Source organism: Aliiglaciecola sp. M165 (genome assembly GCF_007197995.1).
In the GTDB taxonomy this organism is placed as follows: Bacteria; Pseudomonadota; Gammaproteobacteria; order Enterobacterales; family Alteromonadaceae; genus Aliiglaciecola.
On sequence record NZ_VKKH01000005.1, the window covers coordinates 222,199 to 237,914 of the forward strand.

The window sequence follows — 15,716 nt, forward strand, 5'->3', positions numbered from 1 at the left end:
AGGGTTAAATGGACGTTACGACCTTAGAGACTGATGGACTATGAATATCAATAAAAATTTGATGTGGATGAGCATTGCTGCCCTCTTGTTTTTTGTTGTGCCAATTGCTCAGAGTCAGTCTCCACTCTCGACCAATTCTTTTTCTTCATTGCAATTGATCAATAAAAACGAGTCATTACGCCTTAATGGCAAATTAAAATATCTTAGTGAGACTGACGAACAACTGACCATCGAAGATGTGCGAAAACGCACACAAGATTTCCAATGGCACTTGGGCGGTCACAACCCCAATTATGGCATTCGTGACAAGGGGTTTTGGTTACATACCCGATTTAGCAATGTCAGTGATATTGAAGAGTGGGTGATTGATATCGGCTTCTCCCATCTGGACAAAGCGGATTTCTATTTTCTGCAAGGCAAAACACTTTTAGCTTCCAGCCGCCAAGGGAAACTATCTACTGAGCAAACGACTCGATTCCCAACTCTCAAAGTTGATTTACCCAATGCACTATCTGTTGATCTGTTTATCCGGCTAGAAAGCAGCAGCACACAAGTTATCGCACCTGTAGACATACAGCCCTACCAAAAGTACCTGCGAACGATGTTTTGGGACAACCTAATGTGGGGATTGTTTTATGGTGGATTGATCATTCTTGCCATATACAACTTAGTGCTCTACATCAGCAATCAAGAAACCAGTTTATTAGCCTATGTAGGCTACATTTGCACGGCTTTGGTATGGCAATTTGTCTGGGGTGGTCATTCAATCATGCTGCTATCAGAGAACATGACTGTCTGGCTTAGCAAACACATGGATTTGATATTCATCCTCATTGGTATCGCATCGGGATTCTTTACCTACACGTTTTTAAATGCGAAAGAGACGGCACCTAAATCAACACCGTTTATCAAGACCAATATCGGATTTTTAGCTACCTTGGGGTTTTGTTCTTTACTCAATTTACTTCCAGAGTTATGGCAAAACTCTGTGGTTTATCTAACCAGTTTATTTGCTATCGCCAGCTATCTGGCCGCAGGTTTCGAAAGCTATAGCAATCGATTTAGACCTGCACGCTACTTCATTTTTGCCTGGACAATACTTGCACTTGCAGCAATAACAGGGATGTTAAGCTTGTCTGGGATATTGCCGACAAATGCCTTCACGACTTATTGTTTCCAAGTAGGTATTTTCATAGAAGCGGGGTTGTTTTCATTGGCTATTATGGATAAAAACCGTAGTCAGCTGGAATACGATATTCAGCAGGCAACCAATGATTTGCGAAATAATGTGGAGTTTATTGAAGAGCAAAACGCACGTCTAGATATAGCACGTAAAGACGCGATAAATGCAAGCAACATTAAATCTCAGTTTCTAGCCAATATGAGTCACGAGATCCGAACTCCATTAAATGCAATTCTGGGATTTAGTAAAGAGCTTCTCAACACTCCGTTACCGGTAGACAAACAAGAGCATGTTCGCATTATAAACTTCTCTGCAGACAGCTTGTTGGGCATCGTCAATGACGTATTGGACGTATCAAAAATTGAAGCGGGTAAGCTACAAATTAATAACCAACCTTTTTCTCCCAATGATGTACTTGAGGAGATGGTCAGTGTTATGGCTAAATCCGCACATCAGAAAAATCTGGAATTTCATTTCGAGCTAAATCCATTACCTGAAAAATTAGTTGGTGACGCTCAGCGTATCAAGCAGATCCTGACAAACTTATTGGGCAATGCGTTAAAATTTACACCCAGTGGACACATCAGTCTCAAGGTCGCTGGGAAAGTCTTAAAACATGGCATGTTTGAACTAAAATTCGTCATCGAAGACACAGGCATCGGGATCAGTCAACAAGACAAGAAAAAGCTATTCAATGCCTTTACACAAATTGATGACGCAACGAGTCGCTCTTACCAAGGAACGGGCTTAGGACTTGTTATTTGCCAACAGCTCGTTCGATTAATGGGGGGGAAAATTGGATTGACCAGCCGCCCGGGCAACGGCAGTTGCTTCACCGTAAGCATCATGACTAACCTGCTCAATAAAACTGATAATTTTTCTCGCAACATCGGTTGGAACAATCGCCAAGTACTCATCTACGAGACCGATCCTGAAATTACTCATTCGACAGCTAAGATGCTGTCGAACGTGGGCGCGCAAACTACGTTAGTAAGCGATATAAAAGAGCTAAAACGAATTAAACACAAGTTTAGCGACGTATTTGTATGTTTATCACAAGGTTACTTGCGAGCGAACCCCGGCATATTAGATATTCTACTCAACGCTCAACTTCCGGAATTGGTCATTTTGTATTCCGGGTACGAGCTGGTGTTTGCTCAGCATCACAAGTCAGAATACATGGTTAAGCAACTTCGTTTGCCACTAACGCTGAACAAGTTGGCTAGTTTGACTGAGCTACCCATTGAGTCGCAACAAAATCAACTGCAATCAGAGTTACTGCAATTGCCTAGCGTTAAAATCCTGGCTGTCGATGACATGGAAATGAATTTGCGGCTGCTTAAAACCTGGTTCAAACCTTCTAAAGTGGAGCTTTTTCTGGCTTACACTGGAGAAGAAGCGGTCAACCTTTGCAAGGAGAACGAGTTTGATCTCATCCTAATGGATGTACAAATGCCAAACATGGACGGTTTGCAAGCATCTAAATTGATACGTCAAACTCATCTTAACCTTGGCACGCCAATTATCGCGGTAACCGCGCATGCACTAAAGGAAGAACAAGAACGGTTGATGGCTTCAGGTATGGACGATTATTTGCCCAAGCCACTAGACCTGTCTGATTTGATTGAGGTGATTCAACGTTGGTGTGCGTTGGCTGATAATAATGATTTAGCCGATTTGGGTGCGCAATCTATTGATTGGTCTTTGGCCCTAAAGCGAGCCAATCAAAATCGAGACGCCGCTTTAGAGCTTCTCAATGCTTTTATCGAACAACTTCCTAATTTTGTATGTGACATAAAGACCAGCTGGGAAAACGCTGATCGAGACGAATTAAAAGCATTGATCCATAAACTTCATGGCGCTTCGTGCTATACCGGTGTACCTAAGTTATTAGAACTTTGCGAAGAGCTGGAAATAGCCATCAAAAGCGGACAATTTGATGTGGTCGAACGCAAACTACCAGACTTTTTTACTGAAGCAGAGGCTATTATCGAACAAGGGGCGGAGTATGCAACCGCGTCCTCGAAATCTGGATAGTACTGATCCGTATAAATAAACGATCAGTTAAGGAAGTTCTTGCAAAACATTGATATGGCATTGTTTGAGCAGCGCAACGAACTCTTCTGAACTACGATCCAACTCAGCAACTGAAATAAACAAATCGAAACCCAAGCTATTGCGTAACTTGCTCATGCGATTGGCTAACATCGCTGGAATGCCTTGTACGATAGTTCCGTCAGGCATCTTGAATCTGTCATCTTCGATCAAGTCATTATTATAGCATCCGCCAGTAGCACAGCCGCTATTGTGAAGCAATAAAGCTCGTTGCTCCAACAACAGATTAGTTGCTAAACGAGGGGAAATACTATCAAGAAGTGGTTGATAATCTTTGATCCTTATTCCCACCATTGATAGGGGTATTTGCTCGATTCCCTGACTTATTTTTGGTACATCAATTCGTTGAATATTGTCCCAATCAAGTTGCCATTTCCCGTGACGATGTTGGTAATGAATAAAGCGCTTTGTCAGTTCAATGCTGTGCGGGGGTTCTCGCATTTTAAACCAACCAATAAGCATGGTGACGATTGAGCCACTTAAGGCAAAAATGCCAATTAAGTAGACTGCCTTAGGTAACACTATCAACAGCAAAATGGCGACGAACAATACCCCAACACCAACGATGAAGGTCGTTAAACCATTCCGTTTAGAGGCCGCTCTGATCTTAATACTTTGTGTTTGCGACGCATCTTTATTTATTGTGTTGTTTTCATTGCCAGACATAAAAGTACACTACCAACATTATCAGGGCCCAAACCACGATCATACGCAATCGCAAACAGTAGGGGCAGTCTGTTTTTATCCAACGTTTTAAATTCGTCAACATATGCATTTATACTACGATAAAGCGTTCCATGAAGTTCAAAAAAGCGAGTTACGAAGCAATAACCTTGGAATATGAGTTTACAGACAATCAGCAAAAAAGTCTGTGTTTAAGACAACCGTTGGTTTTATTGAGATAAAAGCGTCAACTGTGGCTTTATGAAAGCGCTTCAATATGCCGTTTCAAATTTCACGATGGAAGCCTTTGCAATGGCTACAGAACGTGACCAATTAAATGGCAGATGTTCGACGTAATGTCCTAGGTGATATTTTATGTTTAGAGGATAAAAAACATAATGTTCTACTACTTTTTAAGAAGTACCCTTTACATTTTAACTATAGCTTTAGTTAGCAGTATTCATAGTCATGCAACCGATACTAAGCACATTGTTGTGGGCACCTATGCGTATCCATCAATCGATCGTGAGGCGGCTGTTAAACCTCTTGCCGAGCTAGTCGCGAATACTTTTCACCTGCCTACAACAATTATCGTTGCTAATACTCCTTCAGCATTAGCCCGCATGGTCGCACAAAATGAGGTGCAAATTGCCGTTCCAAACTTAGTCGGTTTTGCCCTCATTGCAGCCAGCAAACCTGATATTTATACCCTTGCTGTCCCAGATAATACCGACTCGACTTACACCAGCAGCATAGTCGCTTACCAAAACGAAGATGCAATTTATAAGTCACTGTCTGAAACAATTACGCAGACTACAAAGCCTATAGGCATGGTGTGGCCAGATTCGGCTTCCGGCGCTATCGTCGCATCCGCCTATTTGAAAGAAATATTTAACAAACAGCAACTTACGGAGCTGGCCAATATTACTTACCTGCAAAGCCATCAAAATGTTCTCGACGCACTATTAAAAAACACCGTTGATGTCGGCGTGTTAGCCACAAAAGTTTTCAATGAGCGCCATTCTGAATATCAACAATCATTGGTTGAAATTTGGCGGTCCCCACCCATTCCATACGGCCCTGTTGTTTGTAAAAAGTACCTAGAGTCAATTTGTTCAAAAATCAAAAATGTTTTGTTGGATAAAAATCGAAACTCACGAGCGGTGTTAGAGGGATTAAAGCAAGGTTGGGTGGAGTTTGAATCCTCAACATCATTCGTTACTGTGGAGCCAAAAATTTATTCTGCTTTTATTGAACACTATGCAAATTGATACCCGTGTCGCTGATCGCAAAGTAGAACAAGAAATGATATCAATGAGGCAATATATATTGCCTCACTAAATACCCGCAATCCGGTAGAACGGTTTACAAGCTTTCATTACGCAAGGGCTATTTCGGCGTGAGGCGCCTTTCTCCCTTCACGTATTGCTAACCTTCCAGCGACAATTGGCGTAAATACCAAAGACAAGATGACTGAGAATCCTACTCCGCCTGCCAATACCACTGCCAGCGGTGGCCAGAAAGACCCTTCACTGAAAATCAATAGCGGGATAAAACCGCCTACGGTGGTAAAGGTCGTTGAAAGAATGTGACGGCTACAGCTCATAGTTTCTTTAACAATTTCATCCAAATCGCCCATTTTTGCTTTAGGGTTGGCATTAATCGAAGCGATCACCACGATTGAACCGTTTATGGCAACACCTATTAGACCAGCGCATCCTAACAATGGATTAAATCCAATCGGCAATCCAGATAGCCATAAACTGAACATGCCCAATCCGACAGACAAGGCCGCAACCGAGGCTATCAATACGGCTAATTTTACGCTGCGGAATGTCAAAATCAGCGTGGTGATCATCAATACAAGTAGCACTGGTGCGTATGTCGCTAAAAGCCCTAAGGCTTCTTGTTGTTCGTCTGCATCACCGGCCATCTTGATCCGATAGCCCTTGGGCAAATTGAAATCTGGGTCGTTTAGCTTAGCAGACAGCATATTGCTAACATCCACTGCGGTGGCGCCGGGAAGTAAGAATCCCTCAACAATATTGACCCGCTCACCATTCATTCGGGTGATACCGGCAATACTAGAGCGAAGCTCAAATTGCCCAAGTGCGGAGACAGGCACCCAAGTTTGTTGGTTCGCCAAAGGCGCGCTAAGCAGAGGTATCGCATTCAGATCATCCAAATTATCACGTTGTGATTCTGGAATTCTGATGCGGATTGGTATTTCTTCAGTCCCCTCTAGGATTGAACCACCCAATTGTCCATCCAAAGAGGCCTGCAATTGCGAGGCAATATCATTGAGTGACAATCCAGCCAAAGAAGAGACATTTCTCGTCACGTCGAGGATTAATTCTGGCTCACCCATTGTAATGGATGCAATAGAATTGGTAACGCCAGGTATCTCAGACATTGCTAGCCTAACTTTCTGGCCCAACTCATTAATGATAGCCAAATCTGGTCCGTAAATTTCAACACCAATCGGCGCGGATATTGGCGGCCCCTGCCCAAATGCACGCACAACAATTTTTGCTTCAGGGAAATTTTCGTCGAGGCTGGATTGCAACGCAGGAATAAGCTGCGCAGCTTGCGTGACTGATTTGGTTTTCACCACACCGTTGGCAAAGTGCGCGGTATTGTCTCGATTCATTACTTGGTTGTAATAGACACTAGGCGCTGAACCGCCAACTAGCCAAGTGACGGATGCCACAGAGTCGTAATTTTCAATATGGAGATTGATATCTTCAACCACAGTGCGCGTTTTATTAATTGAAGTGCCGTTGGGCATCCAAACGTAAATTTCGAACTGGTCCCGATCAGCGCTAGGGAAAAATACATTGCCTAGCTGCCCTGCCAAGACGAACCCCGCGACAGGCAAACTGACAGTCATGATCAGCATTAATATTGGACGTTTTATCGCTTTACCGATGGCCTGTTTATACCAGTCGGTGAGCATTGGAAATTGAATGCCGCCACGATACCAAGGCTGAACAGTGTCCAATGTTTTGGGACGAGGCAAATATCTGGCCGCCAAAGCAGCGATCACAGTCAACGAAATGAATAGTGAGCCCACTAATGCCATTACTACGCTGACCGCAATAGAGCTAATAAAATCACCGATATTGCCAGGTAAAAGGAAAATGGGCATAAAGCCTAATATCGTCGTTAGTGTTGAGGCCAATAACGGGCTAAATAAATGCCTCAGACTTTTGACCAAAGCATCTAAGCGACTGTTGTTTGGATCTAACAGATTTGCACGGGTTTCATCGGTGATAACTATTGCATTATCAATCAATAAACCAATCGCAATGATAATCCCAAATATTGACATTTGATGGATCTGCTCATCGAAAAAACTGAGCGAAAATAGCGTAAATGCTGCGCTTAGGGGCAATGAAATTCCCACGATCCATGCAGAGCGAAAGCCCATAAACAAAAACACAACGGCCATTACCACCAAACAACCCATCAGCAAGTTTTGAGTTAAATCGAGCAATCGGGTTTCAGTGTATTCATTTTGCTCAAACACAATATCGGCTTGCGCGGTGCCTTCATATAACAGATTGAAACTTTCAAGCGCTTGTTTAGTATTATTTGTCCAGGTGTCTACGCGAACCGTCGGTTGCATACGCGCAGCAACAAAGACTTTCTGTTGGCCATCAACCAAAGCGATATCATTGGGCGGATTTTGCCAACCTCGATATACCCTAGCAACATCTTGCAGCCGCAAAAACTGACTGTTGGCACCGACAGACAAGGGAATATTGCGGATCACGTCTAGGTTAGACAGCTCCTCGGCCACCTGAATTCGGATATTTTGTGATTCACTGCGCACTACTCCGGCAGGTAACTTGGGATCGGCTGCGGCAATGAGTTGGCTAACCTGTGCAACACTTAATCCCGCGCTGGACAATTTATGTGGGTCGACTTCGACAGTAATTTCTTCAGATAACTCACCGTAAATACGAACTAGTTCGGTACCAGGCACATTGCGCAATCGGTCTGCCACTTCCTCACTCATTCGAGTGAGAATGGACATCGGCGTTTGATAGCCGTCGGGGGAACCCAATGACAGCAGCATGGTAAAAGACGTGGCGCCGCGTTTTTCGTCTAACTCAGGTTCACCTGCACCAGCGGGAAATTGCTGTTTTGCGTCAGCCAAACTGTCACGGATTTTTGAGAAAATTTGTTCGTTAGTGGTTTTGTCGACCCAAGCTTGCAACTCAATGCTGATCACTGAAATCCCGGCACGAGAGGTTGACTTGATTTCTTTTATTTCGAACAGTTGTCGAAGTTCATCTTCCAATACATCGCTCACCAAGGCCTCGACTCGTTCAGCCGAAGCTCCTGGGTAAGGCGTCAGCACCAAAACGTTTCGCGTATCGATCCTCGGATCTTCTAAACGAGGAAGGGACGAGATTGCTGACAGCCCAGCAACCAAAAAGATAATGATCGTCAGCGCTAGTAAGTGACCGTTGCGGAAAAACGCGCTATACCAAGGCGCGTTGTTCGACGATAAAAGAGGCGCACTCATATTTAATTGATCCCTTGATTGGAGGCTAGATCAATCATCACTCTTGCGGTGACAGGAGACTCAACGGCTTCGACGAGTTGTCCAGGAACTAAACGTTGAGCACCGTTCACTATCATCCAATCTTCTGCACTGATAGCCCCACGAACAAAACTGTGGGTTTCGCCAGAATAAAGCACTTCAACAGAGCGAGACGTGACCGTCTTTTGACCTTTTCCGTTAACGGTAAAAAGTGTCCATAAACCACGAATGCCGCTGCTTAATGCTTGTTTAGGCACCCAAACTCCCTCTTCATTAACCTGTTTGCTGTAGGTTAATGCGACCAGATCACCAGGTAGTAAATGAAGACCGTTAGGCTCCAATGAAAAAATCACATCAATAGTACGAGTATCAAGCTGACGCGTGGTGGCGATGGATTTGATTCGACCACTTAACAATACGTCATTGGCGCTTAGGGTGTGTTGTTGACCGACGGCCAAATCTTTTATGTGATCACTTGATAGTGCAATTCGTGCATCATAAGCAGACTTTTGTTGTGCGACGAGAACCGCTTGTCCTGCAGACACGACTGTGCCTGCATCGACCGGACGCGACACTATGGTGCCATCAAAAGAAGCTCGTAATTGGGATTTGTCCAACTCCACTTTTAATGTGTTGATCCTGGCTTGAGTTTCTTCGACCAACGCCAGTGTAGCTTGTGCGCTTTCGTTAACTTCATCCAGGCGTTGTGTCGATTCTAATTTTTTCTCCACCAGCTCTTTGACTCTGTCTTGAGATTGCTTAGCTAGCCTGGCATCAGCTCGCGCACGCTGGAGTGCAGCTTCAAGCTCTTTCATACTGGCATCAATACGCTGTGTATCCAGACTTGCAACAAGTTGACCCGCAACGATAGTGTCACCTTCGTCTACAAGGATTGTCTGCAATTTACCGGATAATTCGAAGCCAAGATTTGACAAATTGGCCGCTTCGACTCGGCCATAGGCGAGTTGTTGCTGTTGATATGCTTGTTCGGGGGTAAGTTGAATAATCTCCACACGGTGCACTTTTGCATGACTAGGCGGCGTCGCCACTTGTCCTGATCCTGCAGCGACCATCAACCCAACCACGGCTAGCATGGGAATGATAATGGCGATAGCAATAACCGCAGGCCTTGATAAATTCGTATTCACAACCTTTTCCACTCTATAATGTTCAAAAAATAACGGCGTTATTTGTATTTGTTGATAGGTTAGTATATAAATACTGGACCGTCTAGTATGATAATGTAAATAATTATTAAAACGTGTTGTATAAGTGAAAAGATCAATGTCTGTTGAAAATAAGTTGTGTAGTAAAAATCAGCCTAAAGCTGGACGCCCAAAAAGCGAGGAAAAGCGCGCCAATATTCTGTTTGCGGCGAGTGAGATTTTTTTAAGTCAAGGGTTTTCCGCGACGTCAATGGACTTGGTGGCTAACCGTGCAGGGGTGTCAAAACAAACCGTCTATTCGCACTTCAGCAACAAAGATGCCCTATTTACGGCTGTCATTGATTATAAATGTGAGCAATATCAGCTCGATGAAGAGCATATGGGCAAGTTTACCGATCATCCGCGTAACGCAATGATCACCTTTGGTAATCAGATCATGAGTTTGCTTCAAGACGAACAAGCCATCGCCATGCACCGTGTAGTCATTGGTGAATTAGCCACAAACCCTCATGTTGCTGAACTATTTTACATTGCTGGCCCGCAAAACGGTATGCAGCTGTTCAGTCGATACTTACAAAGAAACACTCATCTGCAATTGAATGAAGAACAAGCCCAATACTGGTCGTGCGCGTTTTTCAATATGCTCAAAGGCGACTTCCATTTAAAAAGTTTATTGGGGCTACCGTACAGTATGTCTGAAGAAAAACAGCTGAATCTTGTCTCGAAGGTGACCGACCACGTACTAGCAATGATCGCGGTTGAGGCTAAGTAGCCTCAACTTTCGTGTTCTTTTAAGGGGCGATGTGTTTGCTTAAACCTTGACGATTCAAGCCTTAATCCCATACGAGTCGATATGCAGAAAGCGTGTTACCTACTCTAGGTAAAAACAATAAATTGCTCTGGGGCACAAAGTGCATGTCGATGCCTTTAACTTCATCCTCTGTTAATGGTTTTGGATTTGCGCCTTTTTTGAGGGACCACAACCTGTGATCGTCGATAAGAGAAACAATAAACCCGCCTGTTCCATCGGCCGTGATGCCATCAATATCAACTAACCCCTCGCCCATTTCAATGAGCGATTTGACAGGTCTCCTGGTTTCAAGATCAAATGCTGTCCACGCATTGCCACCGTGATAAAGGATGTTTTGATAGACTAACAGCCCATTGGCGGTTTTCAAAAGCTCATCGTCTTTGACCCAAACTTCCAGCTTATTCTCTACCAATTTGTATATTGTGCGACTGCGGCTACCGGAAACATACACATCACCATTTTCTGCCAATGCGACGTCATTCAATACAGGGATTTGCTCGGCGTCGACGGCGGGTGCTCGCATAATTATTTTGTTATTGTGTAGATCGATAACCACTAACGCATCATAGTCCACCGCATACAGCTTATCGCCTTTGACAGCCAAACCTGTTGGGCTGTGTAGCCCTGTCATCCACTCAACTTCGAGATGCTCGCCCCTTGCTGAGACTCGCGAGATAAAGCCGTTGCTGTCTTTAGCATATTCGTTGACATTGGACACATAAATCATCTGTCGTTGCGCATCATAGGCAGCAGATTCGGGCATGTTAAATTTGCCTTCTAGACGCCATAACTCTTGTAGTTTTGCGCTGGATGATGGTGCGCTGAACGTTGCAAGGGTTGGTACACTCAGCGCACATATGATTAAAAGCTGTTTTATGCTGGTTTTCATCGATTTAGCCTAATTGTCATGCCATCCTCAGCAAATTCGACCGGACCAGAATAACGGGCCCTAATATGTTTTAAGCTTAATTGCTGTGTTGGCAAAGTGCGTTGCATGAAATGAGATAGCAACAGCTTTCTAACTTGCGCACTATTAGCAATTTCGCCAATTTCTGAAGGTGTCATGTGCAAGTTTTTTGCAACCTCTCCTGCGGTTTCTGGTACGGCATTATTTGCAATCAACAAATCTGCCCCTTTGGCAAAAGTTGCCAAAACCTTTTTGTTATTACTCATGTCACCACTGAACACTAATGTACAACCTAAAACCTGAATCTTCCATGCGACTGCGGCAACTGGTCCATGGTGCACGGTGACTGCACTGGCGGTTATCTCCGCATCAATGTTTAACTGGTTCTCGTAGCCCGTTTTGTTTGAGTCTGATTTATCGATATCAACTACGTTAATCTTGTAGTCGGCATCAGTTGTCTTGTCGACATAGTCTTTTAGGTAGGCAAAGGCTCCTTTGGGTCCCATCAGTCGTTGCACGTAGTCTGAAGTAGAGGGCATCAGAGCGTTTTGAGTAGGGCCGGCGACAATCAAGACGTTTTGTCGCGGCGTGAAAAAGCTTCCTTTGATATAGGCTGGCAGATCTGAACTATGATCGACGTGTAAATGCGTGAGCAAAAGCGCACTAACATGTTCGAACTTACCTCCAGCCGCACCAAAGGCAACACTGGTTCCTGGCCCCGCATCGACAATCAGCTTACTGTTTCCATCCACCCAAATAATATACCCAGAAGAATTTCTTCCATCATCCAATTCGGGGCCACCTGACCCAAGCACCTGCAGGTTAACCCGCTGTGCGTCACAGGTTCGAGCAGCCGCTTCGATGGCGATAGTCACTGGCAAAAATGACATGGAAATAAAAAACAACAGCATATTATTTAAAGTAAAAAGTTTGTTCATTGTTTTTGGGGCCTGTTTATCTTTGTTGATGCTTATCTCGAGTTGAGGTTATTTATGCAACCTTTTTATGGTTTGCCACGTAAGATTTATACATGTGTACAAAAGGGAATGCCCCTAAATGGGAATTATTCATCTGCATTCAGTGTCTTATCAGTTAGCATAGACAAATATAAATTAATTCAAACTAATAAATTGGGCGATTTATGAAAATACTCAATCCGCTTCGCACCGCTATATTGCTCAGTTGCGTAAGCATCGCCAGCACTAACGCACTTGCAAATAATTCGCCGCTTTCGGAACCACTTTGGTTGCAACAAGCCAGCAAAAATGCCAGTTCAACCGGTTATTCGTCCAAACTCATAGCTGGTCAAAAAATGCTGGTCAACCCAGCGATGTTAGAAATTTTAATTACTAATGATTCAGCGCAGTTTGAAATTCCTGTGGCCTTTCCCGATGGCAATGAAAGCATTTTTTTGCTTAAGCAAGTGAAAGTCATGGACGAAGCGCTCGCCGCAAAATTTCCACAAATTCGCTCTTTTATCGGAATCGATACGCTAAATCCATCAAACAAAGGTCGATTCGACCTTTCGCCTGCCGGGTTGTCTGGCATGTTCAAATATCAGAATGAATGGGTTTTTCTCACATTCGACAAATTTAACGATAACCAATCCTATGTCAGTTACTTTGCGAAAGACGAAATCGTTCCAAAAGGGTTAATTGACCAACAACAAGACTACCTACGCATTCCCGAGAACCTAGTACCCACAAACTTAGATAATGGCAATGCGTTAGCTAAACCGCTGGCTGCGCGGCCCAACGGCGATTCAGTAACGACCTATCGACTGGCTGTTAGTACCAGTGCAGAATATACTCGAGAAAATGGTGGTGAAGCAGGGGCATTGGCAGAAATCGCCCGCTTGGTGAATCGAATGAATCAGGTTTTATTGGTAGATTTATCCATTCAGTTTGAATTGGTTGCCAACAACGACCGGTTGATTTTTACCAACGCTGAAACCGATCCTTTTATCAACGATTCAAGCGAAGATCTTGCTGCCAATCAAACCACTATCGACAATTTAATTGGCTCTGCCAATTACGATATTGGCCATTTGCTGAGCACCGACCCGGGAGGGTTAGCGACACTTAATAGTATCTGTTTTGATGGTTTTAAGGCACGTGGTTATTCTGGTAGCAGTCGCCCTTTTGGTGAAAACTTTTACATTCAACTGGTGATCCATGAATTTGGTCATCAATTGGCAGCCGATCATTCGTTTAATGCTTTGGGCACTGGCTCCTGCACAAGTGATCAGCGTAGTGATGACGCGTCGGTGGAACCCGGAAGTGGCACAACAATTATGTCTTATGCAGGCTTGTGCTCAAGTCAAGACGTCGAAAATACCGCAGATGCGTATTTTCACAGCTTTTCAGTTGAGCAAATTCAAGATCATTTGGCTAGTCTCAGTTGCGGTACAGTTGCGTCTAACGGCAACGCAATTCCTGTCATCAGTACGGCGGAGATTGCCCACACAATCCCAGCCAATACCCCATTTATGCTCACTGCAGCGGTGACTGATGCAGACAACGATGAGCTGACTTATATTTGGGATCAAGTCAACCCAGGCGGTATAGCTGGCGCAACAGGTTCCGCTGCAGAAATTCGTGCTGATAATGGCGCCAATCCACTTTTTCGGTCTTTTCCACCAACAAGTCAACCAACCCGTTACTTTCCGCAATTGAGTAACGTTTTAACTAATACCATTGATTTTGGTGAGGCGTACCCAACGACTGCCAGAACATTGAATTTTGAACTATTAGTCAGAGATGGCAATGGCGGTGCAAACACGCTTCAAGCCAGTCTGGATGTTGCACCTACCGGTGAAGTGTTTTCTGTAAGCGAACCTTTGGCATCGGTGCGCTGGTTAGGCGGTCAGAATCAGAGTGTTGTTTGGAATGTAGCCGGAACAGATCAAGCGCCGATTTCTTGTGCAAACGTAGATATTCTTCTCGACGCTGATGGCAATCAAACTTTCGAATCGACATTGCTTGCAAACACCCCCAACGATGGCCAACAAAATATATTGGCACCCAGTACCAACGCGTCATCGGCGCGTTTGATGGTGAAATGCAGTGATAATGTCTTTTTTGCGGTTAACTCTGGGTCTTTTGAAATTTTACCGGGAAACAATCCTGTTGCACCATTAATCACCGACCAGGATGCCAGAGCCGAAGCTGAGGACAGTACGTTTAATATCGATTTTACCGATTTGATTGTCGACGATCCTGATTCTGATTATCCGTCTAATTTTACCTTAAGTATTCAACCCGGTGCGAGCTACACGGCAACAGGCTCTACGGTGGTTCCCTCGGCAAATTTCGCGGGAACGTTACAAGTTAACGTGGTGGTAAATGATGGCATCAGTGACAGCAACATTTTTGCTTTTGAAGTGACTATTTTGCCGGTAAATGATGCCCCGGTGGCCGTCGATGACAATGAAACCGTTTTGCAAGGCGCAGGTACTAGTACATTTGACGTGTTAGCCAATGATTCAGATGTTGACCAAGATCAAATCAGCTTGGCTGAAATCACCTACCTTGGCAATGCGCAGGTAAGTATCGTAAACGGCCAAATAAGTTACACACCAGCAGCGAGTTTTTTTGGCACAGACACTGTGCAATACCGCATAGAAGACCCTTCATTTGAAACAGATACCGGCACCTTGACTATTGAAGTGACCCAAAGAGACCCCGATCCTGTGCCATTACCCACCCCACCAGTAACCACAGATTCAGGTGGCGGCAGTGCTGGATTTGGACTTTTGTTACTTGCGTTGTTGGGATTACGAAGTCGTTCAATTAGCAGGTCAGCACCTGAGGTACAGCAATGTTAAAGGTTCAATTACTAGGTTATTTTTTGGCTGCGTTTCTCTTAATGGGCTGCGAGAATCTAACCATTCGAGAGGCATCAGAGGTGAAGGCATCAGATGAACAAAACAGTGACGTCAAAGACGTCACCGAACAACAAGCACAAATTGATGCGCGCGAAGCAGTTGATAAGCAGGATTTCCGTTTGTTGGCTTTTGCCAATAAAGTGATTGCATTACCTGGAATTGGCACAACAGAACAATCATTAAAACTGCTTGAAAAACAGTGCGGATTTCGATTTTTGTCTGGCACAGGCGATACCGTCAATATAGGTGACGATTTGAGCCGCCGCAAAGCACTTAAGCGTTATGCAGAGGTTTATAATCCTATTGTATTAAAAGGTTGTCAGACGTTTCAAAAACAATATCAATAGACTGCACGTTTAGGCCTTTCTTTTTGTGTTCATCTTTGCTGTTTTTTTGATAGACTCTCTGGCCAGCAAATGGCGGGTTGTCTATC

General features: G+C 44.2%; 10 protein-coding genes. 5 read left to right on the top strand and 5 right to left on the bottom strand.

All coding sequences use genetic code 11. The features are described from left to right. The first annotated feature begins 67 nt into the window (after positions 1-67). Positions 68-3,220, top strand: coding sequence for a hybrid sensor histidine kinase/response regulator (locus FM019_RS11135; protein ID WP_143836147.1), 3,153 nt, complete (start codon positions 68-70; stop codon positions 3,218-3,220). 27 nt (positions 3,221-3,247) lie between these two features. Here the strand turns inward: FM019_RS11135 and FM019_RS11140 are convergent, their stop codons facing one another. Next, positions 3,248-3,964: a DUF2982 domain-containing protein gene (locus tag FM019_RS11140; RefSeq protein ID WP_143836013.1), complete on the bottom strand. Its 717-nt coding sequence runs from the start codon at positions 3,962-3,964 to the stop codon at positions 3,248-3,250. A 395-nt stretch (positions 3,965-4,359) separates the two neighbouring features. Here FM019_RS11140 and FM019_RS11145 point away from each other — a divergent pair, with 395 nt between their 5' ends. Next, positions 4,360-5,232 carry a phosphate/phosphite/phosphonate ABC transporter substrate-binding protein gene (locus tag FM019_RS11145; RefSeq protein ID WP_143836014.1) on the top strand — a complete coding sequence of 291 codons (873 nt, stop codon included), beginning with the start codon at positions 4,360-4,362 and terminating at the stop codon, positions 5,230-5,232. 107 nt (positions 5,233-5,339) lie between these two features. Here FM019_RS11145 and FM019_RS11150 read toward each other — a convergent pair whose 3' ends face one another. Further along, positions 5,340-8,495 carry an efflux RND transporter permease subunit gene (locus tag FM019_RS11150; protein WP_143836015.1) on the bottom strand — a complete coding sequence of 1,052 codons (3,156 nt, stop codon included), beginning with the start codon at positions 8,493-8,495 and terminating at the stop codon, positions 5,340-5,342. A 2-nt stretch (positions 8,496-8,497) separates the two neighbouring features. Further along, positions 8,498-9,661 (bottom strand): efflux RND transporter periplasmic adaptor subunit, encoded by a 1,164-nt coding sequence (locus tag FM019_RS11155; RefSeq protein ID WP_143836016.1) that lies wholly within the window; start codon positions 9,659-9,661, stop codon positions 8,498-8,500. Between the two features lie 136 nt (positions 9,662-9,797). On the opposite strand from FM019_RS11155, the gene FM019_RS11160 reads away from it, so the two are divergent. Then, positions 9,798-10,451: a TetR/AcrR family transcriptional regulator gene (locus FM019_RS11160; protein ID WP_143836017.1), complete on the top strand. Its 654-nt coding sequence runs from the start codon at positions 9,798-9,800 to the stop codon at positions 10,449-10,451. Positions 10,452-10,512: 61 nt separating this feature from the next. On the opposite strand, the gene FM019_RS11165 is transcribed toward FM019_RS11160, so the two are convergent. Beyond that, a complete protein-coding gene (locus FM019_RS11165; protein WP_143836018.1) occupies positions 10,513-11,379 on the bottom strand; it encodes an SMP-30/gluconolactonase/LRE family protein in 867 nt (288 codons plus the stop codon). Further along, complete coding sequence (locus FM019_RS11170) at positions 11,376-12,335, bottom strand: MBL fold metallo-hydrolase (RefSeq protein ID WP_260681603.1); 960 nt, start codon at positions 12,333-12,335, stop codon at positions 11,376-11,378. The genes FM019_RS11165 and FM019_RS11170 overlap by 4 nt, the downstream gene beginning before the upstream one ends. 203 nt (positions 12,336-12,538) lie before the next feature. Between FM019_RS11170 and FM019_RS11175 the strand changes: the two genes are divergently transcribed. Continuing rightward, positions 12,539-15,223, top strand: coding sequence for a reprolysin-like metallopeptidase (locus FM019_RS11175; RefSeq protein WP_143836019.1), 2,685 nt, complete (start codon positions 12,539-12,541; stop codon positions 15,221-15,223). After that, on the top strand, positions 15,217-15,630 hold the full coding sequence (locus FM019_RS11180) for a hypothetical protein (protein WP_143836020.1): 414 nt from the start codon (positions 15,217-15,219) through the stop codon (positions 15,628-15,630). Before FM019_RS11175 ends, FM019_RS11180 begins: the two co-directional genes overlap by 7 nt. Positions 15,631-15,716: the final 86 nt, after the last annotated feature.

Bases quoted from the DNA above. Each gene is read 5' to 3' on its own strand.
- FM019_RS11140 (WP_143836013.1), bottom strand. From the start codon at position 3,964: ATGTCTGGCAATGAAAACAACACAATAAATAAAGATGCGTCGCAAACA.
- FM019_RS11170 (WP_260681603.1), bottom strand. From the start codon at position 12,335: ATGAACAAACTTTTTACTTTAAATAATATGCTGTTGTTTTTTATTTCC.
- FM019_RS11160 (WP_143836017.1), top strand. From the start codon at position 9,798: ATGTCTGTTGAAAATAAGTTGTGTAGTAAAAATCAGCCTAAAGCTGGA.
- FM019_RS11150 (WP_143836015.1), bottom strand. From the start codon at position 8,495: ATGAGTGCGCCTCTTTTATCGTCGAACAACGCGCCTTGGTATAGCGCG.
- FM019_RS11165 (WP_143836018.1), bottom strand. From the start codon at position 11,379: ATGAAAACCAGCATAAAACAGCTTTTAATCATATGTGCGCTGAGTGTA.
- FM019_RS11175 (WP_143836019.1), top strand. From the start codon at position 12,539: ATGAAAATACTCAATCCGCTTCGCACCGCTATATTGCTCAGTTGCGTA.
- FM019_RS11180 (WP_143836020.1), top strand. From the start codon at position 15,217: ATGTTAAAGGTTCAATTACTAGGTTATTTTTTGGCTGCGTTTCTCTTA.
- FM019_RS11135 (WP_143836147.1), top strand. From the start codon at position 68: ATGAGCATTGCTGCCCTCTTGTTTTTTGTTGTGCCAATTGCTCAGAGT.
- FM019_RS11145 (WP_143836014.1), top strand. From the start codon at position 4,360: ATGTTCTACTACTTTTTAAGAAGTACCCTTTACATTTTAACTATAGCT.